Consider the following 21,726-nt stretch of genomic DNA (forward strand, 5'->3'; position numbering starts at 1 on the left):
CTCAGTGGCTGGTGCCGGCCGAGCGCGTGGTCTTGTTGAAGACGTTGTACTTGCCGATAGGCTTGTCCATCGGCAGGCGCCTGACTTCCTGCAAGGTGGCGGCGTCATACACGACGATGGCGCCGTCGCGCTCCATCAGGCTGACCAGCGCGTAGCGCCCGTCGCGCGTGAACTCGACGTGCGCGGCGGTGCGGCCCGGGCTGGGCGTGACGCTGCCGACCACGCGCAGGCTTTGCTTGTCGATGACCTGCAGGGTGTCGCGTCTGGGGCTCATCATCGCGTCGGCCCAGGCGTAGGGCGTGCGCTCATGGCTGCGCAGGAAGAAGCCCGGGCCGTTGGTCGGCACGGTGGCGACGGTGTGCCAGTCCTGCATGTCGATCACCGTGATGCGCCCCTGGCCGAGATCGGGCGAGGCCATCACCTCACGGCCATCGCGCTGCCAGGTGATGCCGCTGCCCAGGTGAGGCATGCCGCCCAGCGCCAGCGACGCCACCTTGCGGCCCTGCTGCAGGTCGATCACCTGGCCGCCACCCTGGCGCGAGGCGCCCAGGATATGGCGGTACGGCTGGTCGAAGAAGAAATCGTCGAGCACGTCGTCCAGTTCGATCGCGCGCGGCTTCAGCAGCGCCGAAGGCGGCAGCGGCGCGCCGGCGGCGTCAGCATACGGAATCTCCCAGACCTCGGGGATGTCCTTCAGCGCGGCGATAAAGCTGTAGCGCGGCGCGGCATCGTAGACCGCGGAGACGCGCGAGCGCTCGCCGTTGCGCCCGGCAACGTCGATCACCTGCGCCAGCGACAGGTCGTCGGCATGCAGCAGCACCAGCGTGCGCGGCAGCGTGTTGCCGGCCAGCACCCAGCGCCCGTCGTCGCTGACGGCCACGTTGCGCGTGTTCACGCCGACCCGGATCTCGGCCACGTAGGCCAGGTTCCACAGGTCGTACTTGCTGACCCAGCCGTCGCGGCTGGCCATGTAGACATAGCGGCCGTCGCGGCTGAACTTGGGCCCGCCATGCAAGGCGAAGCGCGTGGCAAAGCGATGGATCGGCGCGAGCCGGTCGCCGTCGAGCACGGTCATGTGATGGCTGCCCGCCTCGACCACGACGAACAGGTTCTGCGGGTCGGCGCTGAACACTGGCTGCGCCGGCAGGGTGCCGGGCGCGTGGTGGACGATATGGCTGGCGCGGATGGCGTGGGCGTCCCACCGCGGCGCGGCGTTGGGCGCGGTGCGCAGCCAGCGTGCCAGCGCCTGCAGTTCGGCCGCAGCGAGCGTGCCCGCAAACGCCGGCATCTGCGTGGCGGCGCGGCCGTCGCGCAGCACCGCGTCGAGCTCGCCGGCGCGCAGGCGCTCCAGGCTTTCCGGCAGCAGCGCCGGGCCCATCGCGCCGAGGCGGTCGGCGCCATGGCAGGCGGCGCAGTGCTGGCCGTAGAGCGCGGCCGGGTCGACTGCCGTTGCGGCTTGCGCGACGCAGGCGAGCATCAACATGCCCAGCCATCGGATCAGCGCTGTCATGCCGCGACCTCCGCGCTTAAGGTGTGCGCGATCTCGGCATCGCTGAGGTAGCAGCCCGGGTCCTCGGCCCACGCGTTGCCCGTCAGCGCAAAGGCGCGCACGCGCGTGTTGCCGTTGCAGATGGCGCGGTGGGCGCAGTCCGCGCAGCGCCCCTGCAGCGGCCGCGGCGTGCTGGCCAGCCCCGCCATCAGCGGATCGGCGCGGTCGGCCCAGATCTCGCCGAACGGCCGCTGGCGCACATTGCCCAGCGTCACGTGCCACCACATCGTATCGGGATGGACGTTGCCGAGGTTGTCGATATTGGCCACGCCGACGCCGGTGGCGTTGCCGCCCCAGCGCTCCAGCCGCTGGCGCATGTCGGCAACGCGGTGCGGAAAGCGGCTGGCGATCCAGTACAGCAGGTACACGCCGTCGGCATCGTTGTTGCCGGTGACGAAGTCGCCCGCATGCCCCTGGCGCGCGCGCTGCCAGACGTGGTCGAACAGCCAGTCCAGCGCGGCGCGGGTGCAGGCATGGCGTGCGTCGTCGGTGCGGTGGCTGCGTGCGCGCCCGGCATAGTTGAAGTGCGACAGGTAGAACTTGTCGATGCCCTCGCGCTCGGCCAGCGCCACCAGCTCGGGCAGCTGTGCCGCGTTGGCTTCGGTCAGCGTCATGCGCACGCCTACGCGCAGCCCGGCCGCGCGTGCCGTGCGCAGGCCCGCCAGCGCCTGCGCGAACGCGCCGTCGCTGCGGCGGAAGCGGTCATGCGTGGCGGGCAGGCCATCGAGGCTGACGCCGACGTAGTCGAAGCCCGCCGCCGCCAGCCGCGCCGCATGGCCCGCATCGAGCAGCGTGCCGTTGGACGACAGCGACAGATGGAAGCCGAGCGCGCGCGCGTGCCCGGCAATCTCGTACAGGTCAGGGCGCAGCAGCGGCTCGCCGCCGGACAGGATCAGCGCCGGCACGCGCGCCGCGCGCAGCTGGCCGAGCACGTTCAGCGCTTCGGCGGTATCGAGTTCGCCCTTGAAGTCGGTGTCGGCCGAGGTGGCGTAGCAGTGCCGGCAGTTCAGGTTGCAGCGGCGGATCAGGTTCCAGATCACCACCGGGCCGACGGGCTGGCGCGGCGGCGGCAGCGGGCCGTCATCGCGCAGGGCTTCCATGAAGCGGGACAGTCGGAACATGGGTGGGGCTTCCTATTGATGTGTGCGGGTGTGTTCGGGCGTGTTTAGCCGGGGCCTGGGGCCGACAGGATGTGGGCATCGGCTGGCGCGAGCCGCAGCCCGGTCTTCTTCAGCACGCGTGTGGACCACAGCACGTCGTGCGCGCGGCAGGCGTCGCCCAGCAGTGCCGCGATCGCGGCGACCTGAGGCGCGGCCTGTTCGCGCGAGCGGGCGTGGACCATCGCGAACAGGTTGTAGGGCCAGTGCGGCAAGCGGCGCGGACGCCGATAGCAATGGCTGACAAAGGGCAGGGCGCCGACGCGCGCGCCCAGCACATCGATGCGGGCATCGTCGACGTCCCACACGGTCATGCCGTTGGCGCGCCAGCCGAGCCGGTAATGGTTGGGCACCGCGGCGATGCGGCGCAGCACGCCGCGCGCCTGCATCGCCGCCAGCCGTGCGATGACTTCAGCTTCGGTCAGGCCCAGTTCCGCCGCGACCGCGGCGTACGGGGCCGATACCAGCGGCAGGCCGGCCTGGGTGGCGCGGATCAGCGCCAGGTCAGTGGGATCGGCGGCGTCGGCAGCGTTTGGCATCACGCGGGCAGATAGAGGTTGACGAAGAACTCGCGTTCCTTGGGAAACGGCAGCACCTCGACCCCGGCCGCCGCGGCGATGCGCGCGAGCGCCGGCGCGACCTGCTCCGGCCGCGCCACCGCCAGCACGAACCACAGGTTCAGGTGGTGGGTGCGCGCGTAGTGGTGCGCGACCTCTGGGTGGGCGTTGATTGCGGCGATGACCGCTTCCAACCGTGCTGCCGGCGCATGGCAGGCGCACAGCACGAAACGCCCGCCCGCGCGCTCGACCTGGTACAGCGGGCCGAAGCGTGTCAGCACGCCGGTGGTCAGCAGCGCGCGCAGCCGCTCCAGCAGCACAGCCTCGCTGATGCCGAGCGCCGCGGCGGCTTCGGCGTACGGACGCGGCACCAGTGGCAGGCCGCGCTGCAGGGCGTTGATGATGCCGCGGTCGAGCGCATCGAGAGGTTCGTGCGGATCGGAGGCGTCGCAGGACACGGCGCCGTTCATGCCGGCACCTCGGTGGCATAGCGCGTGCCGCGCTGCTTGTAGCAATGCGTGCCGACCAGCACCGAGCCCGGCACCTGCTCCAGGCCGGCGGCGGCGCGGACCTGCGCCAGTGCGGCCTGCAGGTCCTGCGCGCTGCGGGCATGGATCATCGCGAACAGGTTGTAGGGCCAGTCCGGCAGCCGGCGCTCGCGGCGGTAGCACAGGGTTACGCGCGGCTGCCGTGCCAGCCTCATGCCGATGGCGTCGACGCGGGCGTCGGCCACGTCCCACACGCACATGGCGTTGTGGCGGTAGCCGAAGCGCCCGTGGCGCAGCACCACCCCCAGGCGCCGGATCACGCCCTGCGCCGACCAGTGCGCCAGCCGCTCGAGCACCTGCGGCACGGCCAGGCGCGCCTGCCGTGCCAGTGCATGGAACGGGCGTGGCGTCAGCGGCAGCCCGGCTTCAAGCGCCGCGACCAGGCGCCAGTCATCTTCGTCCAGCGCCACCGCCGCGGCCGGCGCTGCCATTCCCGCGGGCCGGCGCGAGCGGACGCCGTGCCGGCGCGCCAGCGGAAAGCCCAGGTCGATGTGGTATTCGCGCGCCATCGGCAGGTCCAGCGGCGCCAGGCCGGTGAGGTCGCCGATCGACGCCAGCGTGGCATCGAGCGTGACGCGCTCGCGCGCGCCCGCGACAAACCACAGGTTGTACCGATGGCCGCTGCGCGCGTAGTTGTGGCTGACCGCCGCGCAGGCGCTGACGCGCGCCGCCACGTGATCGAGCTGCGCAGGCGGCACCGACAAGGCGCCCAGCGTGCTGACGCCGATCACGTTGGGCGCGAACACGGCGCCGACGCGGCTGATGCGCCCGCTGCCGAGATCGCGTGCCAGCAGCGTCAGCAGCGCGTGCTCGCACAGTCCGGCTTTCGCGGCCAGCGCCTGGTAGGGTCGCGGCTGCAGCGGGAAGCCGCGCTGCAGCTGGTCGTAGAGGCTTTGCTCGTTGAACATGGCGTGCCCTACATGCCGAAGCGCTGCGCGCGCGCGGTGAAGAAGATGCCGCTGGGATTGTCGGCCGGCAGCGTGGCCACGCGTTCCAGGGTGGCGGTGTCGTAGACCTCGAGGCGGTTGTCGTCGCGGCAGGACAGCCAGAGCGCCTCGCCCTTGGGCGTGAACTCCATATGCAGCACGCCGCGGCAGGGGCGCAGCGTGCGCACCACCTGGCGCGTGGCGGTGTCGATCACCTGCACGGTGTCGTTGTGCGGAAAGGCGAAATTGACCCAGACCTGGCGCCCGTCGGGCCGCGCCATGGCGAACACCGGCTGGCCCGCCAGCGCCACGCGCGCCGCCTCGCGCCAGCCGTTGGCGGGATCGGCCACCAGCACTTCATGGCGGCCGATCGCCGGCAGCCACGCCATGCCCTGCGCCATGGCCCAGCCGCGCAGGTGCGGCATCTTGTAGACCGGCAGCGGCGCGTTGCCGCGGCCATAGCCGGACAGGATGCGTCGCGCCTGCGGCGGTGCCTGCCACAGGTCGACCAGCGCCAGGCCGTCTTCGCCGAACAGGCCGGCCAGGTACCAGCGGCCGTCCGGCGTGACCAGTCCGTCGTAAGGCTCGCGCCCGGCGGGCAGGCGCGTTACCTGCGGCTGGCGCGGATCGCTGGCGTCGATGATCCAGATCTCGCCGGACTCGAACAGGCTGGCGGCAAAGCGCCGGCCGGGCAGGTCGGCCAGCCCGACCACCTTGGCGCGGCGCCCGTCGCTGCCGATCGCCGGCAGGTCTGCCAGCGGCGCCAGCGTCTGCGCGTCGAACAGCCGGATGCCGCCCGGCGCATAGTTCTGCGCGGCGATCACGCGGCCGTCCTGCGAGATGGCGCCGCCGATGCTGTTGCCGGCCTGCAGCACGCGGTGGGTGATGCGCGCGCCGAGCAGGTCCACGCGGGTCAGGCTGCCGTCGCGGCCGAACACATAGGCATAGCGCGCATCGCGCGAGAACACCACGCTGGCGTGGGACAGGTCACCCAGCCCTGCGACCGTGGCGAGGCGCGTCATGCCGGTGGTCTCGACGATCTGCAGCCGGCCCGCGGCGCGCTCCACCACCACGCCCAAGTCGCCGGTGCCGCGCACGGTGGCGGCGCAACCGGCAGCGAGCACGGCGACGAGCACGGTGCATGCCGCGGCGGCCAGCCCGCGCATCAGTTGCCTTGCGGCGTGACGGCCGGCGGCTGGCCGGCCTGGAGTCGATCGATCAGCCATCGGGCTTCATCCTGCGTCATGAAAGGTTGCCAGGGCGGCATCGCCGTGCCTGGCCGGCCGTACAGCACGGTGGCAGCGAGGCCGTCAGGCGGCTTGCCTGCAAGGCTGGCAGGCGTCAGCGGCGGGCCCAGCCCGCCGCGCAGGGTCATGCCGTGGCACGCGCCGCAGTCATCGCGCAGCCAGTGCGCCAGTTGCGCCTGCCGCGCCGGCGCGGGCGGGTCCGCGGATGCGAGCGCGCTGGCGCAGGCTGTGGCGACCAGCAACGCGACCGCGGCGCGGTGCCATGCAGTATGGTTCAGAGGGAAAGGATCCATTTGGCCAGCGTGTTGGCGTCGGCCGCGCTGACCGCGTTGGCCGGCATCGGCACCGGGCCCCAGCGGCCGCTGCTGCCTTTCAGGATGGACTGGACCATCTGCGCCTGCGCGTCCTTCCTGCCGGTGTACTTGCCCTTGATGTCCTGGAAGGCGGGGCCGACCATCTTCTTGTCGATGGCATGGCACGCCAGGCAGGCCTTGCTCGATGCCAGGGCCTGGCTGGCGTGTGCCGGCATGGCTGTGCCGAATGCCAGCAGGCAGCCGAACGCCGCCAGCAGCGCACGCAGCGCGGTTTGTGTTCGCATGATGGTTTTCTCCATGGAAGGAACGCGGGGACGTCGGCGGCCCTCGCCACGCCGGGGCGCAGCGAGGGCGCGGGCTCAGTAGACGTCGTGCTGCGTGTTGTAGGCGTTGAACTTGCCGGTCGGCGTGATCAGGCGCTTGTCCTTGATCACGGTCTTGAGCGTGCGGGTCTTGTCGTCCACCACCACCAGCGCGGATTCACCATCCTTGGTGCCCCACACCGAGAACCAGACCTCGTCGCCGGCCTTGTTGTATTCGGCCTGCACCACGCGCTTTGCTCCGCTGCCCTTCAGGTCGGCCCATTCGGCGATGGGAAGCACCTTGAAGCCGGCGTCGAGGTTGCGCGTGTCGAACACCGCGACCGACTGGTTGAGCTTGGCATCCGGATTCAGCGGCGTATCGACCCACAGGTTGGACGACTTGGGATGGGTCTTGATGAAGAGCGAGCCGCCGCCCTGGCCCTTGACCGTCTGCACCACCTTCCACGCCTGCGCGGGGTGGCCGGCGGGGTCGGTGCCGATCAGGCTGATGGTCTCGTCGCCCAGGTGGCTGGTGGCCCAGACCGGGCCGAATTGCGGATGCGTGAAATTGGCGCCGCGGCCCGGGTGCGGGGTCTTGCCGACGTTGACCAGCGCAGCCAGCTTGTCTTCCTTGGTGTCGACCACGGCGATCTTGTCCGAGGCGTTGGCCGCGACCAGGAAGTAGCGCCCGGTCGAATCGAAGCCGCCGTCATGCAGGAACTTGGCCGAGTCGATGGTGGTGGTCTTCAGGTTGGCCAGGTCCGAGTAGTTGACCATCAGGATCTTGCCGGTCTCCTTGGCGTTGATCACGAACTCCGGATGGAAATGGCTGGCCACGATCGACGCCACGCGCGGCTCGGGGTGGTACTCGTTGTCCACGGTCATGCCGCGCGTGGACACCACCTTCAGCGGCTTGAGCGTGTCGCCTTCCATGATCACGTACTGCGGCGGCCAGTAGGAGCCGGCCACCGCGTACTTGTCTTCGTAGCCCTTGTACTTGGAGGTCTCGACCGAGCGTGCCTCCATGCCGATCTTCACCTCGGCGACGATATCGGGCTTGGGCAGCCACAGGTCGATCAGGTCCAGCCGCGCGTCGCGGCCGATCACGTACAGGTAACGCCCGGACGCCGACATGCGCGAGATATGCACCGCATAGCCGGTCTTGACGATATTGATGATCTGCTTGCTGTCGCCGTCGATCAGCGCCACTTCGCCGGCGTCGCGCAGCGTGACCGAGAACAGGTTGTCCAGGTTGTACTGGTTCATCTTCTGCGTCGGGCGCTTGGCCACCGGCACGATGTCCTTGCGGCTTTTCTCGATATCGGCCAGCGAGAACTCAGGCGGCGTCGGCGGGTCGAGCTGGATGTAGCGCGCCATCAGGTCGACTTCCTTGTCGGTGAGGTCGCCCGAGGTGCCCCAGTTGGGCATGCCCGCGGGGCTGCCGTACTTGATGAAGGTCTTCAGGTATTCGGTGCCGCGCGCGCGGGTGATGTCAGGGGTCAGCGCCTTGCCGGTGGCGCCCTTGCGCAGCACGCCGTGGCAGCCGGCGCAGCGTTCGAAGTAGATCTGCCGCGCGTGGTCGAATTCAGCGGTGGTCAGGGTGGGGATGGCGGCCTTCTGTTCAGCCTTGTGTTCAGCCTTGTGTTCAGCCTTCTGGGCGGTCTTGGCGTCGGCCTTGGTGGCAGCGTGAGGCAGGCCAGGCCAGAGCGAGAGCGGCAATGCCGCGATTGCCGGATACAGCCAGTTTTTTGCTTTCATGGGGTGCCGTGGATCAGCGGTGGGAAAGCGATTTCGCGGCGCGCAGGCTGGTGTTTGCCTGGACCCGTCGTCATGTGGCGATCATGCGCACACACTGCCGACATGGGATTGACTGGCATCAAACGAAGCGGGGAGGTTGGGAACGAAATGCGGAAGGTGGTGACCTTCGTTCCCGGCGGGCAGCGTGTCGCCGTGGCGGCGACACGCTCGAGGCGGTGTGGCTCAGGTGCGGCCGAGTCGTGCGCGCGTGCGCGCGGCCACGTTCTGCGTCCACGGAAACGCGGACCAGTACTGCGCCATGAACTGCTCGATCTCGCCGCGCTGCCGCAGCGACAGGCCGATCATGTCGAGCCCTTCGATAAACATGCGGCGATGGCGCGCCGACAGTTCGAAGGCATGCTCGCCCACAGGCGTGCGCACGCGCATGGCGTCGAGGTCGATGCTGACGGTGTTGCGGCTGTCCGCGTCCACGGCGTCCATCAGATGCTCGATGACGTCGCGCGGCAGCATCACCAGCAGCAGCCGGTTGTTCATCGCGTTGGAGTAGAAGATCTCGCCGAAGCTCGGCGCGATCACGGCGCGGATGCCGAACTGCTGCAGGCCCCAGACGGCATGCTCGCGGCTGGAGCCGCAGCCGAAGTTGGCGCCGCCCACCAGGATGCCGGTGCCGGCGTACTCGGGCCGGTTCAGCACGAAGTCCGCGCGCGGCGCGCCGCTGGCGTCGAAGCGATGGTCGTACAGGATGCCTTGCGCCAGCCCGGACTTGTCGATACCGCGCAGGAACTGCTTGGGAATGATCTGGTCCGTATCGAGGTTCTCGAAGCGGATCGCCGCCGCCTTGCCGGCGATGCAGGTCGTTTCAGGCATGGGAAATCTCCAGCTGGCGCACGTCGGTGATGGCGCCGGTCACGGCCGCGGCTGCCGCCATGGCCGGGCTCATCAGGTGGGTGATGGCGCCGCGTCCCTGCCGGCCCTCGAAGTTGCGGTTGGTGGTGGAGGCGCAGCGCACGCCGTCGCCGAGCACGTCGTCGTTCATGGCCAGGCACATCGAGCAGCCCGGCTGCCGCCATTCGAAGCCGGCCTCGATCAGGATGCCGGCCAGCCCTTCGCGTTCGGCCTGCGCCCTGACCGCACCCGAGCCGGGCACCACCATGGCCCTGACTCCCGCGGCCACCTTGCGCCCACGCGCCACCGCCGCCACCGCGCGCAGGTCTTCGATGCGGCCGTTGGTGCAAGAGCCGATGAAGACATGCTGGATCGCGGTGCCGGCCAGCGCCGCCCCCGGCTGCAGGCGCGTGTACGCCAGTGCCCGCTCGACCGAGCGCTGCCCGGCCTCGTCGATCTGGTCCTCGGCAAACGGGATCGTGCCCGACACCGGCAGCACCTGGTCCGGGCTGGTGCCCCAGGTCACGTACGGTTCGACCTCGCCGGCATCGAAGGCGAACTCCAGGTCGAACGCCGCATCGGCGTCGCTGTGCAGCGTGGCCCAGTGGGCGAGCGCGGCGTCGCGCTGCGGGCCCGCGATGTCCGGCGCGCGGCGCAGCACGTAATCGGTCGCCGCCGCGTCCGGTGCGATCAGCGCGCCGCGCGCGGCCGCCTCGACCGTCATGTTGCACAGCGTGAAGCGGGCCTCGACGCTCAGCGCGCGAATCGCCGAGCCGCAGTACTCCACCACATAGCCGCGCGCGCCTTGCGCGCCGATCGCGCCGATGATCTTCAGGATCAGGTCCTTGGCGGTGGTGCCGGCAGGCAGCGTGCCGTCGACGCGGATGCGCATGGTGCGCGCCATGCGGTAGACCAGCGTCTGCGTGGCCAGCACGTGCTCGACCTCGGAGGTGCCGATGCCGAAGCCCAGCGCGCCCAGCGCGCCGTAGGTGGTGGTGTGGCTGTCGCCGCAGATCACCACCATGCCGGGACGGATCATGCCGTGCTCTGGACCGACCACGTGCTCGATGCCCTGCAGCGCATCGTTGGTGTCGAACAGCGGGATGCCATGGCGCGCGCAGTTGGCGTGCAGGTTGGTCGCCTGCAGCGCCGAGGCCGGGTCCGCGATCACGCGGATCGCGCCGGGATGGGTGGGGATGATATGGCTGACCACCGCAACGTTCTGGCCGGGCACCATCACGCCGCGCTGCTGTTCGTGCAGCCCGGCGAAGGCCTGCGGGCTGGTGTACTCGTTCATCAGGTGCAGGTCGCAGTACAGCAGCACGTTGTCGTCGTCGATCCTGGCGACGGTGTGCGCATCGACCAGCTTCTGGTATAGCGTCTTGGGGGGCATGGAGCCTGCCTTGTCAGGGGTCATCAAGGGTTATTCGGCGGTGATGCCGCGCTGCTTGATCAGCCTGGCCCACACCGGCATTTCCTTTTCGAGGCGCTGGCGTGCCGCTTCGGGCGTGGTCGGCGTGGGCTCGAAGCCTTCCCTGACCATGCGCTCGCGCGTGGCCGGCGATGCCAGTGCGGTGTTGAGGGCGGCGTTGAGCTTGTCGATCACGGGCCGCGGCGTGCCGGCCGGGGCGAACACCATGAACCAGGTCTCGAAGGCATAGCCGGGCAGGCCCGCCTCGGCCGCGGTCGGCACGTTCGGCAGCTGCGCCGAGCGCCGCGGGCCGGTGACGGCGAGCGCCTTGAGCTTGCCGCCCTGCACATGCTGCTGCGCCGCGGAGATGACCGGGAAGCTCATGTCGACCTGGCCCGCGATGGTGTCGACCAGCGCGGGGCCGCCGCCGCGATACGGCACGTGGACGATGGCGACGTTCGCCACCGACTTGAACAGTTCGGCCGACATATGGAAGGTGCTGCCGTTGCCGGCGGAGCCGTAGGTCAGCTTGCCGGGCGCGGCCTTGGCCGCCGCGATCAGCTCCTGCAGGTTGGTGGCAGACACGTTGTTGTTGACCACCAGCACATGCTGCGAACTGGCCACCATGCCGATCGGCGCGAGGTCCTTGAGGGTGTCGTATGGCATGCGCGGGAACAGGCCCGGATTGATCGCCAGTGACACGGTCTGCAGGCCGATGGTGTAGCCGTCGGCAACGGCCTTGGCGACGGCGTCGACGCCGATATTGCCGCCGGCGCCGGCGCGGTTCTCGACCACGATGGTGCCGCCCAGGCTTCTGGCCCATGCCTCCGAGACCAGCCGCGCGGCGATGTCGGCGCTGCCGCCCGGGGCGTAGGGCACGACCAGGCGCACCGGGCGCTGGGGATAGTTCTGCGCCGCGGCGGTGCCGATCGACGCGGCGCACAGCAGCAAGGCGGTGAGGCGGGCAACTTTCATGGGTGTCTCCTGTGGCGATGACTTGTTATGGAAGCCATCGTATCATTCACCTGGAGGCACATAATTCAAACTCGGTTACTTCTTTATTTCCTTTGATTCACCAATGGACCAGCTCTCCGACGTCGCGTTCTTTGCCTGTATCAACCAGCACGGCAGCCTCGCCGGCGCGGCGCAGCAGCTGGGCGTGACGCCGCCCGCGGTCAGCAAGCGCCTGGCCGCGCTGGAAGCGCGGCTGCGCGTGCGCCTGCTGCACCGGACCACGCGCCGCATCAGCCTGACGCCGGAGGGTGAAAGCTACCTGGTGGAAGGCGCTCGCATCCTGGCCGAGATGGAAGCGCTGGAACGCGCCATCGCGGGCACCGGCAGCACCCCGCACGGCTTGCTGAAGATCGGCGCCACGCTGGGATTCGGGCGCCGGCATATCGCGCCCGCGCTGGCAAGGTTCGCGCGCCGCTACCCGAATATCGAGGTCCAGCTGTACCTGAGCGACCGGCCCCTGAACCTGGTCGAGCAGGGGCTCGACGCGATGATCCACTTCGGCGAGATGCCGGACGTGCGGCTGAGCGCGCGCCCGCTGGCCAACAACCGCCGGCTGCTGTGCGCGGCGCCGTCGTACCTGGCGGCGCATGGCGAGCCGTCAAGCCCGCGTGAACTGGCGCGGCACAACTGCATCTTCATCCGCGAGGCCGACGAGACCTTTGGCACCTGGCATCTGCGCCATGGTGCGCAGCAGGAGACCGTCAAGGTGCGCGGCACCATGAGCACCAATGACGGCGAGTCGGCGCTGGCGTGGGCGCTCGATGGCCAGGGACTGATCGTGCGCTCGGAGTGGGACGCGGCGGAGCACCTGCGCAGCGGTGCGCTGCGCCGGGTGTTGCCGCAGTGGCAGTTCGCACCCGCGGACATCCACCTGGTGTTCCCGGCGCGCAATCATCGTCCGGACAAGGTGCGGGCGCTGGTGGATTTCCTGCTGGAGCACTTTGCCGGCCATCGCGCCGCGGGCGGCGGCAACAACGGCGCCAGCGCCTGGTAGGCCGGGGCCGGCTTCAGGCGGTTTCAGGCGGCTACAGCGCCAGTTCCGGGACACGCGCAGCGCCGGCGCCCGCGCCCGGCATGGCGGCGGCCTGGTCGCGCAGGGCCAGGATAAAGCCGCCGACCTGCGCGATATCGTCCAGCGCCAGGCATGGCAGCACGGTGTCCATGCGCGTGTCGGTGGCCAGCGCGATGATCGACGGATCGCCCGGATAGTAGGGCGCGCGGCCGTGCGCGGGCCGGTAGACCTCGATGCGCGGGATCGCCTCGCGGCGGAAGCCTTCCACCAGCGTGATGTCGGCGGGGCGCAGGCGCGCGACCTGTTCGGCCAGTGTCGGCTCGGCCTCGTCGGCCAGTTCGCGCACGATGGCGTAGCGATAGGGCGAGGCCACCATCACCTCGGCCGCGCCGGCGGCGCGGAAGCGCGCGCTGTCCTTGCCCGGCGGCTCGAGCTCGAGCGGATGGTGGCTGTGCTTGACCACGTTGACGGTCAGGCCCTGGACGCGGAACCACGGCAGCAGCGCCGTGATCAGCGTGGTCTTGCCGCTGCCGGAGGTGCCGGTGATGCCAAGGATGAAGGGATGCATGGGGTCAGCCTTCGCAGGGTTCGCAGGTTTCTGATTGAGCAGGCAGCGGGCAGACCAGCGGCAGGAAGCTGTCGGCGCGCTGCGAATAGGCCAGCAGCGCGCCGGCCTGGAGATCGAAATACCAGCCGTGCAGCGTCAGCGCGCCGGCTTCCAGCGCGCGCCGTACGAACGGGAAGGTCTGCAGGTTACGCAGCGACACCAGGATCGCCGCCTGCTCGCAGGCGCGCTGGCGCTGCGCGGCGCTGGCGCCGGCGAGGGCTTCCTCCACCTGCCGCCGCGCCGGCGCGGCGATGCGCACCCAGGCGCCGAGGTAGTCCGGATCCTCGCCGTCGTCGGGCGCATGGTCGCCGGCATCGGCCGGCTGCGCCAGCAGCGCGCGGATGCCGCCGCAGCCACCGTGGCCCATCACGATGATGCGGGCCACGCGCAGCTGCTGCACCGCGAACTGGATCGCCGCCGACACGCCATGCAGGCTGCCTTCGTGGCGGCCGGTGCAGGGCGGCACCAGGTTGCCGATATTGCGCACGGTAAACAGCTCGCCCGGGTCGCAGCCGAGCAGTAGGCCGGGGTCGACGCGCGAGTCGCTGCAGCCGATCAGCAGCGTCGGCGGACGCTGGCCGGTGCGCAGGGTGTCGAACAGCCCGGGCTCGTCGTCGAAATAGCGTTGCTGGAAGCGTTCGAAGCCTTTGAGCAGATGTTCGATGTGATGCACGGTCGCCTCCGCTCGCTACTGCACCAGCGGGCTGTCGGCGCCCTCGAGCTCGATGCCTTCGATGCGCGCGCGGCCGATCAGCAGGCTGGCGTACTGCTTCCAGGCGCGGTCGCGCGCCGCGGCGCCGAGGGCGCGGGCAATTTCCCCGCGCACCGCCTCGAAGGGCAGGCGCGTGCCCGGGCAACGCTCGAGGATGCGCACGATATGGAGGCCGTAGCGGGACTCAAGCAAGTGCGGCAGCACGCCGTCCTGCTGCGCGGCGAACAGTGCGCGCTCGAACTCCGGTGCGGTCTCGCCGCGGAACACGCGTCCCAGCCGGCCGCCGTTGGCGCCGCTGGGGCAGTTGGACAGCGCGCTGGCATGATGTGCAAAGCTCGCGGGATCGCCGCGCACCAGCGCCAGCGTCTGCGCCGCGACTTCGCGTAGCGCGTCCAGTGGCACGCGCGGCGTGACCTGGAACAGGATATGGTCGGCTTCCACCCATTCGCCTTCGCGGAAGCGCTCGGGGTGGCTGTCGTAGTGGCGGCGGCAGCTGGCCTCGTCGGCTTCCGGCGTGGCGGCCTCGCGCGCGAGCAGCGCCTGCGCAAGCGCGTCGTCGTCCATGGCCCCGGCGTCCAGGCCGGTGCGCGCGGCTTCGGCCCGCATCAGCAGGCGCAGAATTGCCGAGATGGTGGCCAGCCGCGCCGGGTTGGCGGCGTCGTGATGGTGGTCGAGTTCGCGCTCGATATCGGCGTCGCGCAGTTCCACGCCGTTGACAGTGACAGGCATCGGGTTCTCCTTGTGCGGTGATGGCGCTCAGCGGCTGCGCACCAGCTGCCAGGCGCGGCCGAGGTAGCCGAGCGAGGCAAAGCCGCTCCACACATGCACCAGCCGCGTGAACGGGAAGATCACGAACAGGGTCATGCCCATGAACAGGTGCGCCTTGAACAGCAACGGGGCGTCGGCGATAAAGCCGGCGGCGTCGCCGCGCAGCGTGACGATGTGCTGGGCCCAGTTCATCAGCTGCACCATCATGTGGCCGTCCATGTGGCCGGCCGATTCGAAGATGGTGGACAGGCCCAGCAGCAGCGTCACCAGCAGCCACAGCAGCAGCACCTTGTCGCCGGTGCGGGTCACCGCGGACACGCGCGCGTTGGTCAGCCGGCGGTGCAGCAGGATCAGCAGGCCAGCCAGGCACATGGTGCCCATCACGCCGCCGGCGGCCATCGCCACCCCCTGCTTGAAGCCATGCGAGACGCCCAGCGCGTCCCACACCGCCACCGGGGTCAGCAGGCCCACCAGGTGGCCGAAGAACAGGCCCAGGATGCCGACATGGAACAGGATGTTGCCGGTGCGCAGGTGGCCGCGGTACAGCACCTGCGAGCTGTCGCTCTTCCAGGTGTATTGCTCGCGCTCGAAGCGGGCCAGGCTGCCGAACAGGAAGATGGCAAGCGCGATGTACGGGTAGATGCCGAAGAGGAATTGGTGGAGGGTTGCCATGGTGTTAGCTCTTCAAGAGGATTTGGGCTGCCTTGGCGGCCGTCTGTGCCAACTGTGTTCAGGGTGAGGGGTGGTTTAAGCACCGGCGCTTGGTGGAAGCTCCCGCCCTCTCCCCCGCCCCTCTCCCGCAAGCGGGAGAGGGGAGAAAACCGGCGGTTGGCGATGGCATGTCAGCAGGCCGCGGGCGCCGGTACCGTGCCGCGTGGATAGAACTTCACCGCCTGCGGCCCGGTGTGCGGGGCCAGCAGCGGCTCCACGCCGTCGGCGCCCGGGCCGAAGGTTTCCAGCGCCTCGTCCATGTCCCGCACCGGCGGCTCCTGCTGCGGTTGCGGCTGCACGTCGGTGAGCGTGCGCAGCACCGCGAACACGCCGGCGTAGGGGCTCTGGTTGCGCGCGAGCCGGTCGCCGATCGCGGCCAGCACGTGGATGGCTTCGCCCAGCAGCTGTTCGGCGCGTGCCTCGTTGCCGTCGGCCGCGAGCGCGCCGAGGAACTCCAGGAACAGCGGCACGTAGTCGGGCAACTCGGATGCTGCGGGCTCGAAGCCCGCGCGCCGGTACTCGTCGATCAGGTCGACCATGGCCTGGCCGCGGTCGCGGCTTTCGCCGTGCACGTGCTCGAACAGGTGCAGCGAGTGCGCCGGGTTGCGGTCGAAGGTGGCGACATAGTTTTCCTGCAGCGTGATCAGCGTCTCGCTGCGCAGCATGTCGGTCACCGGGGCCAACAACTCGCGCGCCTGCGGCCATTCGCCCAGCGCGGCGTCGATCTCGGACAGCGCGTCGAGCAGTTCCTGCTCGGGATAGCCGAGCAGCGCGCTAAGGATGGGATAGAGGGGCATGTCGTTCTCCGGTTCGTTCGCTGGCGTTCAGCTCATCACGGCCTTCTTGCGCGACCTGGGCATGTCGACGAAATGCACGCTGCCCTGCGGCTTCTTGCCGAACAGCGCGCCCTCCGAAGTGCCGCCCGAGCAGCCGTTGCCGAAGGTAAAGCCGCAGCTGGCCTTGTCGTTGAAGCTGTCCTCGACCATTTCCTTGTGCGAGGACGGGATCACGAAGCGGTCCTCGTAGTTGGCGATCGCCATGGTCTGGTACATGTCCTCGACCTGCGCGGGCGTCAGGCCTACCTGCTTCAGCACATCGAGGTCCTGCACGCCGTCGACCACCTGCGAGCGCTTGTAGGCGCGCATCGCCAGCATGCGGTCCAGCGCCGACAGCACCGGCATCACGTCGCCCGCAGTCAGCAGGTTGGCCAGGTACCTGACCGGGATGCGCAGGCTCTTGACGTCCGGGATGATGCCGTTCATGCCCATGTGGCCCGCTTCGGCCGCCGACTGGATCGGCGACAGCGGCGGGACGTACCAGACCATCGGCAGCGTGCGGTACTCAGGGTGCAGCGGGAAGGCGATCTTCCACTCGCACGCCATCTTGTAGACCGGCGACTTGCGCGCGGCCTCCAGCCAGCTTTGCGGAATCCCCTGGCGCTGCGCCTCGGCCTGTACCTTGGGGTCATGCGGGTCGAGGAAGACGTCGAGCTGCGACTGGTACAGGTCGCGCTCATCGGCCACCGACGCGGCCTGCTCGATGCGGTCGGCGTCGTACAGCATCACGCCGAGGTAACGGATGCGGCCGACGCAGGTCTCGGAGCAGACCGTGGGCTGTCCGGCCTCGATGCGCGGATAGCAGAACAGGCATTTCTCGGCCTTGCCGCTCTGCCAGTTGAAATAGATCTTCTTGTACGGGCAGCCCGAGATGCACATGCGCCAGCCGCGGCACTTGTCCTGGTCGACCAGCACGATGCCGTCGTCCTCGCGCTTGTAGATCGAGCCCGACGGGCACGAGGCCACGCACGCCGGGTTCAGGCAGTGCTCGCACAGGCGCGGCAGGTACATCATGAAGGTGTTCTCGAAGGTCGAGTACATCTCCTTCTGCACGTCGTCGAACAGCTTGTCGCGGCCGCGCGAGCTGAACTCGCCGCCGAGGTCGTCTTCCCAGTTCGGGCCCCACTCGATCTTTTCCATCTTGCGGCCGGTCAGCACCGAGACCGGGCGCGCGGTGGGCGGGGTCTGCGACAGCGGCGCTTTCTGCAGATGCTCGTAGTCGTAGGTGAAGGGTTCGTAGTACTCGTCGATCGCCGGCAGGTTGGGGTTGGCGAACAGGTTCGCCAGGATCTTCAGCTTGCCGCCCTGGCGCGGCTCGAGCGTGCCGTCGGCATTGCGCCGCCAGCCGCCCTGCCACTTGTCCTGGTTTTCCCATTCCTTGGGATAGCCGATGCCGGGCTTGGTCTCGACGTTGTTGAACCACGCGTACTCGACGCCGTCGCGGCTGGTCCAGACGTTCTTGCAGGTCACGGAGCAGGTATGGCAGCCGATGCACTTGTCGAGGTTCAGCACCATGGCCACCTGGGCGCGGATCTTCATTGCGTTGCTCCTTCCTTCTCAGTCTTTTCCACGAGCGGGCCTTCCAGCCAGTCGACCTTCTTCATCTTGCGCAGGATCACGAACTCGTCGCGGTTGCTGCCGACGGTGCCGTAGTAGTTGAAGCCGTAGGCCAGCTGCGCGTAGCCGCCGATCATGTGGGTAGGCTTGGTCACCGCGCGCGTGACCGAGTTATGGATGCCGCCGCGCATGCCGCTGGTCTCGGCGCCCGGCACGTTCACGATCTTTTCCTGGGCGTGGTACATCAGGCACATGCCCTTGGGCACGCGCTGTGATACCACCACGCGCGCGGTCAGCGTGCCATTGACGTTGAACACTTCGACCCAGTCGTTGTCGCGGATGCCGTTGGCCTTGGCCTCGGCTTCCGAGATCCATACGTGCGGGCCGCCGCGCGACAGCGTCAGCATGCGCAGGTTGTCCGAATACGTGGAGTGGATGCCCCACTTCTGGTGCGGCGTGATCCAGTTCAGCACCAGCTCCGGGTTGCCGTTGGGCTTCCTGCCCAGCACCGGCGCCACGGTCTTGGTGTCGATGGCCGGCTTGTACACGCACGCGCCTTCGCCGAAGTCCAGCATCCAGCGATGGTCCTGCCAGAACTGCTGGCGGCCGGTCAGCGTGCGCCAGGGGATCAGCTCGTGCACGTTGGTGTAGCCGGCGTTGTAGCTGACCTCTTCCGATTCCAGCCCCGACCACGTCGGCGCGGAGATGATCTTGCGCGGCTGCGCCTGCACGTCGCGGAAGCGGATCTTGTCGTGCTCGCGCCCTTCGGCCAGGTGGGTGTGGTCGCGGCCGGTGATCTTCGACAGCGCTTCCCAGGCCTTGACCGCCACGTGGCCGTTGGTTTCGGGCGCGAAGGTCAGGATCATCTCGGCGGCGTCGATTGCCGTTTCCAGCTTCGGACGGCCCTGGCTCACGCCAGGCTCCGTCACCGTGTGGCTCAGGTCGCCGATTTCCTTGACCTCATGCTGGGTGTTCCAGTTGATGCCCTTGCCGCCATTGCCGAGCTTGTCGAGCAGCGGGCCGATCGAGGTGAATTTCTTGTAGATGTCCGCGTAGTTGCGCTCGACCACCGTCATCGACGGCGCGGTCTTGCCCGGGATCAGGTCGCACTCGCCGGCCTTCCAGTCCTTCGGCTCGAACGGCTGGCCCAGTTCGCCCGGGGTGTCATGCAGCAGCGGCGTGCACACCAGGTCCTTGCGCGTGCCCAGGTACGGGCCCGCGATCTCGCTGAACTTCTTCGCGATGGCCTTGTAGATCTCCCAGTCGGTCTTGCTTTCCCACAGCGGCTGCACGGCTTCGGACAGCGGGTGGATGAAGGGGTGCATGTCGGACGTGTTGAGGTCGTCCTTCTCGTACCACGTTGCCGTCGGCAGCACGATGTCGCCATACAGGCAGGTGGTGCTCATGCGGAAGTCCAGCACGGTCAGCAGGTCGAGCTTGCCTTCGGCGGCCGGACGCACGGTGACTTCGCTCGGCGTGATCGCATCATTTTCGTCCCCGAACACGGCGTTCTGCGTGCCGAGCAGGTACTTCAGGAAATACTCATGCCCTTTGCCCGAGCTGCCCAGGATATTGGAGCGCCACACGAACATGTTGCGCGGGAAGTTGGCGGGATTGTCGGGATCGTCGCAGGCGAACTGCAGCGCGCCAGACTTCAGTTGCTCGACGGTATAGGCGACCGGGTCCTTGCCCGCCTGCTCCGCCGCGTCGACCACGTCGAGCGGATTGGTGCCGAGCTGCGGCGCCGATGGCAGCCAGCCCATGCGCTCGGACTTTGCGTTCAGGTCCAGCAGCGACAGGCCGTCATAGCGCTTGCGGTCGGCGGTCGGAGACAGGATTTCGTCGACGGCCAGCTTCTCGTGGCGCCACTGGCTGGTGTGGTTGTAGAAGAACGAGGTGCCGTTCATCTGGCGCGGCGGGCGCGACCAGTCCAGGCCGAACGCCAGCGGGGCCCAGCCGAACTGCGGGCGCAGCTTTTCCTGGCCGACGTAGTGGGCCCAGCCGCCGCCGCTCTTGCCGATGCAGCCGCACATCATCAGCAGGTTGATGATGCCGCGGTAGATCATGTCGTTGTGGTACCAGTGGTTCAGCGCGGCACCGACGATCACCATGCTCTTGCCTTGCGTGCGGTCGGCGTTGTCGGCGAACTCGCGCGCCACCTGGGTTACCAGGCGGGCCGGCACGGAGGTGTGCTTTTCCTGCCAGGCCGGGGTGTAGGGCACGTCGTCTTCATACGACGACGCCACGTTGGGGCCGCCCAGGCCCTGGTCGACACCGTAGTTGGCCATCTGCAGGTCATAGACGGTCGCCACCAGCGCGGTGCTGCCGTCGGCCAGCGTGATTCGGCGCGCCGGCACGCGGCGGCGCAGCAGTTCGTCGTGCTCGCCGCCGAAGTAGGGGAAGCCGACTTCCACTACCTCATCGTGCTGGCCGAGCAGCGACAGGCGCGGCTCGATTGTGCGGCCGCTGCCGCCGTCCTTCATTTCCAGGTTCCAGCGTCCCACCTTCTCGCCGCCGTTGTGCGCGCCTTCGCCCCAGCGGAAGCCGATCGAGCCGTTGGGCGCGACGATCTCGCCGGTGGCATCGTCGATCTGCAGCGTCTTCCACTCGGGATGGTTGGCTTCGCCGAGGTTGTCGGCCAGGTGCGAGGCGCGCAGGAAGTGGTCGGGCACCAGCGTGCCTGCGTTGTCCTGGTTCTGGCGCAGCAGCACCAGCATCGGCATGTCGGTGTACTGCCTGATGTAGTCGCGGAAGTAGGCGGACTTGCCGCTGGCGTGGAATTCCTTCAGCACCACGTGGCCCATCGCCATCGCCAGCGCGGCATCGGTGCCTTGCTTGGGGGCCAGCCAGATATCGCCGAACTTGACCATCTCGCCGAAGTCGGACGAGACCGCGACGGTCTTGGTGCCCTTGTAGCGGACCTCGGTGTAGAAGTGGGCGTCGGGCGTGCGCGTCTGCGGCACGTTGGAGCCCCACACCATCAGGTAGGTGGAGTTGTACCAGTCGGCGGATTCGGGCACGTCGGTCTGCTCGCCCCAGATCTGCGGGCTGGCCGGCGGCAGGTCGCAGTACCAGTCGTAGAACGACAGGCAGGCGCCGCCGAGCAGGCTCAGATAGCGCGCCCCCGCTGCGTACGACACCATCGACATCGCCGGGATCGGCGAGAAGCCGATCACGCGGTCGGGGCCGAACTTCTTCACGGTGAAGGCGTTGGCCGCGGCGATCATCTCGGTGGCGGTGTCCCAGTCGGCGCGCACGAAGCCGCCCTGGCCGCGCACGCTCTTGTAGCGCGCCGCCTTCTTCGGATCCTGGCTGATCGATTCCCAGGCCGCGATCGGGTCCATGGTCTTGCGCGCCTCGCGCCACATCTCCATCAGCCGGCCGCGGATCATCGGGTACTTGACGCGCTGCGCGGAGTAGACGTACCAGCTGTACGAGGCGCCGCGCGGGCAGCCGCGCGGCTCATGGTTGGGCAGGTCCGGGCGCGTGCGCGGATAGTCGGTCTGCTGCGTTTCCCAGGTGATCAGGCCGTTCTTGACGTAGACCTTCCAGGAGCACGAACCGGTGCAGTTCACGCCGTGGGTGGAGCGCACGATCTTGTCGTGCTGCCAGCGGCTGCGGTAGCCGTCTTCCCACTTGCGGTCTTCGTTCACCACCGCGCCGTGGCCGTCCGCATAGGTGGACTTGACGCGCGACATGAACTTCAGTCGATCCAGGAAATGACTCATTTGCTTGTTCTCCGCGAGGCTATTCTGCGGGGCTCCGGCGGTTGCCCGGGAGCATTTGCAGGGACACCTCGAGCTTATGGGGGAGCGGGGCGGCGGCCAATTCGCTGGTGGAACAGCCGCCGGATGG

Annotated in this window: 20 protein-coding genes; 1 reads left to right on the plus strand and 19 read right to left on the minus strand. The window is 68.9% G+C overall.

Annotated features, from left to right (window positions below):
* Position 1 precedes the first annotated feature (1 nt).
* The 12 genes from C7416_RS00695 to C7416_RS00750 all read right to left on the minus strand — a co-directional run bounded on the left by C7416_RS00695 (position 2) and on the right by C7416_RS00750 (position 11,629).
* A complete protein-coding gene (locus C7416_RS00695; RefSeq protein WP_111516655.1) occupies positions 2 to 1,510 on the minus strand; it encodes a nitrite reductase in 1,509 nt (502 codons plus the stop codon).
* On the minus strand, positions 1,507 to 2,670 hold the full coding sequence (gene nirJ / locus C7416_RS00700) for a heme d1 biosynthesis radical SAM protein NirJ (protein WP_111516656.1): 1,164 nt from the start codon (positions 2,668 to 2,670) through the stop codon (positions 1,507 to 1,509). Before nirJ ends, C7416_RS00695 begins: the two co-directional genes overlap by 4 nt.
* A gap of 44 nt (positions 2,671 to 2,714) precedes the next feature.
* The gene (ahbB, locus tag C7416_RS00705) at positions 2,715 to 3,245 is read right to left on the minus strand and encodes a siroheme decarboxylase subunit beta (RefSeq protein WP_111516657.1); all 531 of its coding nucleotides are present in this window, start codon (positions 3,243 to 3,245) and stop codon (positions 2,715 to 2,717) included.
* The gene (locus C7416_RS00710) at positions 3,245 to 3,733 is read right to left on the minus strand and encodes an Lrp/AsnC family transcriptional regulator (protein WP_111516658.1); all 489 of its coding nucleotides are present in this window, start codon (positions 3,731 to 3,733) and stop codon (positions 3,245 to 3,247) included. Before C7416_RS00710 ends, ahbB (C7416_RS00705) begins: the two co-directional genes overlap by 1 nt.
* Positions 3,730 to 4,719: a siroheme decarboxylase subunit beta gene (gene ahbB, locus C7416_RS00715; RefSeq protein WP_111516659.1), complete on the minus strand. Its 990-nt coding sequence runs from the start codon at positions 4,717 to 4,719 to the stop codon at positions 3,730 to 3,732. Before ahbB (C7416_RS00715) ends, C7416_RS00710 begins: the two co-directional genes overlap by 4 nt.
* 8 nt (positions 4,720 to 4,727) lie before the next feature.
* On the minus strand, positions 4,728 to 5,903 hold the full coding sequence (locus C7416_RS00720; RefSeq protein WP_111516660.1) for a cytochrome D1 domain-containing protein: 1,176 nt from the start codon (positions 5,901 to 5,903) through the stop codon (positions 4,728 to 4,730).
* The gene (locus C7416_RS00725) at positions 5,903 to 6,277 is read right to left on the minus strand and encodes a c-type cytochrome (protein ID WP_111516661.1); all 375 of its coding nucleotides are present in this window, start codon (positions 6,275 to 6,277) and stop codon (positions 5,903 to 5,905) included. The genes C7416_RS00720 and C7416_RS00725 overlap by 1 nt, the downstream gene beginning before the upstream one ends.
* Positions 6,259 to 6,582, minus strand: a complete 324-nt coding sequence (locus tag C7416_RS00730) for a c-type cytochrome (RefSeq protein ID WP_198035619.1) — start codon at positions 6,580 to 6,582, stop codon at positions 6,259 to 6,261. The genes C7416_RS00725 and C7416_RS00730 overlap by 19 nt, the downstream gene beginning before the upstream one ends.
* A 75-nt stretch (positions 6,583 to 6,657) precedes the next feature.
* The gene (locus C7416_RS00735; protein ID WP_474077847.1) at positions 6,658 to 8,295 is read right to left on the minus strand and encodes a cytochrome D1 domain-containing protein; all 1,638 of its coding nucleotides are present in this window, start codon (positions 8,293 to 8,295) and stop codon (positions 6,658 to 6,660) included.
* A 285-nt stretch (positions 8,296 to 8,580) separates the two neighbouring features.
* The gene (gene leuD / locus C7416_RS00740; protein ID WP_111516663.1) at positions 8,581 to 9,225 is read right to left on the minus strand and encodes a 3-isopropylmalate dehydratase small subunit; all 645 of its coding nucleotides are present in this window, start codon (positions 9,223 to 9,225) and stop codon (positions 8,581 to 8,583) included.
* A complete protein-coding gene (leuC, locus tag C7416_RS00745; protein WP_111516664.1) occupies positions 9,218 to 10,636 on the minus strand; it encodes a 3-isopropylmalate dehydratase large subunit in 1,419 nt (472 codons plus the stop codon). The genes leuD and leuC overlap by 8 nt, the downstream gene beginning before the upstream one ends.
* A gap of 30 nt (positions 10,637 to 10,666) precedes the next feature.
* Positions 10,667 to 11,629: a tripartite tricarboxylate transporter substrate binding protein gene (locus tag C7416_RS00750; protein ID WP_111516665.1), complete on the minus strand. Its 963-nt coding sequence runs from the start codon at positions 11,627 to 11,629 to the stop codon at positions 10,667 to 10,669.
* Positions 11,630 to 11,732: 103 nt separating this feature from the next.
* Between C7416_RS00750 and C7416_RS00755 the strand changes: the two genes are divergently transcribed.
* A complete protein-coding gene (locus C7416_RS00755) occupies positions 11,733 to 12,662 on the plus strand; it encodes a LysR family transcriptional regulator (protein ID WP_111516666.1) in 930 nt (309 codons plus the stop codon).
* A 31-nt stretch (positions 12,663 to 12,693) separates the two neighbouring features.
* Here C7416_RS00755 and mobB read toward each other — a convergent pair whose 3' ends face one another.
* From mobB to C7416_RS00790, 7 genes are all read right to left on the minus strand, one after another.
* On the minus strand, positions 12,694 to 13,248 hold the full coding sequence (mobB, locus tag C7416_RS00760; RefSeq protein ID WP_111516667.1) for a molybdopterin-guanine dinucleotide biosynthesis protein B: 555 nt from the start codon (positions 13,246 to 13,248) through the stop codon (positions 12,694 to 12,696).
* 4 nt (positions 13,249 to 13,252) lie between these two features.
* Positions 13,253 to 13,960, minus strand: a complete 708-nt coding sequence (locus C7416_RS00765; protein ID WP_111516668.1) for a carbonic anhydrase — start codon at positions 13,958 to 13,960, stop codon at positions 13,253 to 13,255.
* A 15-nt stretch (positions 13,961 to 13,975) separates the two neighbouring features.
* On the minus strand, positions 13,976 to 14,728 hold the full coding sequence (locus C7416_RS00770; protein WP_111516669.1) for a peptidylprolyl isomerase: 753 nt from the start codon (positions 14,726 to 14,728) through the stop codon (positions 13,976 to 13,978).
* Between the two features lie 27 nt (positions 14,729 to 14,755).
* Positions 14,756 to 15,439, minus strand: coding sequence for a respiratory nitrate reductase subunit gamma (narI, locus tag C7416_RS00775; RefSeq protein WP_111516670.1), 684 nt, complete (start codon positions 15,437 to 15,439; stop codon positions 14,756 to 14,758).
* Between the two features lie 170 nt (positions 15,440 to 15,609).
* On the minus strand, positions 15,610 to 16,275 hold the full coding sequence (narJ, locus tag C7416_RS00780) for a nitrate reductase molybdenum cofactor assembly chaperone (RefSeq protein ID WP_111516671.1): 666 nt from the start codon (positions 16,273 to 16,275) through the stop codon (positions 15,610 to 15,612).
* Between the two features lie 27 nt (positions 16,276 to 16,302).
* The gene (narH, locus tag C7416_RS00785; protein ID WP_111516672.1) at positions 16,303 to 17,853 is read right to left on the minus strand and encodes a nitrate reductase subunit beta; all 1,551 of its coding nucleotides are present in this window, start codon (positions 17,851 to 17,853) and stop codon (positions 16,303 to 16,305) included.
* Positions 17,850 to 21,599, minus strand: a complete 3,750-nt coding sequence (locus C7416_RS00790) for a nitrate reductase subunit alpha (RefSeq protein WP_111516673.1) — start codon at positions 21,597 to 21,599, stop codon at positions 17,850 to 17,852. Before C7416_RS00790 ends, narH begins: the two co-directional genes overlap by 4 nt.
* Positions 21,600 to 21,726: the final 127 nt, after the last annotated feature.

The sequence above is a fragment of the Cupriavidus phytorum genome, assembly GCF_003254285.1.
GTDB lineage: Bacteria > Pseudomonadota > Gammaproteobacteria > Burkholderiales > Burkholderiaceae > Cupriavidus > Cupriavidus phytorum.

Excerpts from the sequence above, each read along its gene's own strand:
- C7416_RS00695 (WP_111516655.1), bottom strand. The coding sequence starts at position 1,510 with ATGACAGCGCTGATCCGATGGCTGGGCATGTTGATGCTCGCCTGCGTC.
- nirJ (WP_111516656.1), bottom strand. The coding sequence starts at position 2,670 with ATGTTCCGACTGTCCCGCTTCATGGAAGCCCTGCGCGATGACGGCCCG.
- ahbB (WP_111516657.1), bottom strand. The coding sequence starts at position 3,245 with ATGCCAAACGCTGCCGACGCCGCCGATCCCACTGACCTGGCGCTGATC.
- C7416_RS00710 (WP_111516658.1), bottom strand. The coding sequence starts at position 3,733 with ATGAACGGCGCCGTGTCCTGCGACGCCTCCGATCCGCACGAACCTCTC.
- ahbB (WP_111516659.1), bottom strand. The coding sequence starts at position 4,719 with ATGTTCAACGAGCAAAGCCTCTACGACCAGCTGCAGCGCGGCTTCCCG.
- C7416_RS00720 (WP_111516660.1), bottom strand. The coding sequence starts at position 5,903 with ATGCGCGGGCTGGCCGCCGCGGCATGCACCGTGCTCGTCGCCGTGCTC.
- C7416_RS00725 (WP_111516661.1), bottom strand. The coding sequence starts at position 6,277 with ATGGATCCTTTCCCTCTGAACCATACTGCATGGCACCGCGCCGCGGTC.
- C7416_RS00730 (WP_198035619.1), bottom strand. The coding sequence starts at position 6,582 with ATGCGAACACAAACCGCGCTGCGTGCGCTGCTGGCGGCGTTCGGCTGC.
- leuD (WP_111516663.1), bottom strand. The coding sequence starts at position 9,225 with ATGCCTGAAACGACCTGCATCGCCGGCAAGGCGGCGGCGATCCGCTTC.
- leuC (WP_111516664.1), bottom strand. The coding sequence starts at position 10,636 with ATGCCCCCCAAGACGCTATACCAGAAGCTGGTCGATGCGCACACCGTC.
- C7416_RS00750 (WP_111516665.1), bottom strand. The coding sequence starts at position 11,629 with ATGAAAGTTGCCCGCCTCACCGCCTTGCTGCTGTGCGCCGCGTCGATC.
- C7416_RS00755 (WP_111516666.1), top strand. The coding sequence starts at position 11,733 with ATGGACCAGCTCTCCGACGTCGCGTTCTTTGCCTGTATCAACCAGCAC.
- mobB (WP_111516667.1), bottom strand. The coding sequence starts at position 13,248 with ATGCATCCCTTCATCCTTGGCATCACCGGCACCTCCGGCAGCGGCAAG.
- C7416_RS00770 (WP_111516669.1), bottom strand. The coding sequence starts at position 14,728 with ATGCCTGTCACTGTCAACGGCGTGGAACTGCGCGACGCCGATATCGAG.
- narI (WP_111516670.1), bottom strand. The coding sequence starts at position 15,439 with ATGGCAACCCTCCACCAATTCCTCTTCGGCATCTACCCGTACATCGCG.
- narJ (WP_111516671.1), bottom strand. The coding sequence starts at position 16,275 with ATGCCCCTCTATCCCATCCTTAGCGCGCTGCTCGGCTATCCCGAGCAG.
- narH (WP_111516672.1), bottom strand. The coding sequence starts at position 17,853 with ATGAAGATCCGCGCCCAGGTGGCCATGGTGCTGAACCTCGACAAGTGC.
- C7416_RS00790 (WP_111516673.1), bottom strand. The coding sequence starts at position 21,599 with ATGAGTCATTTCCTGGATCGACTGAAGTTCATGTCGCGCGTCAAGTCC.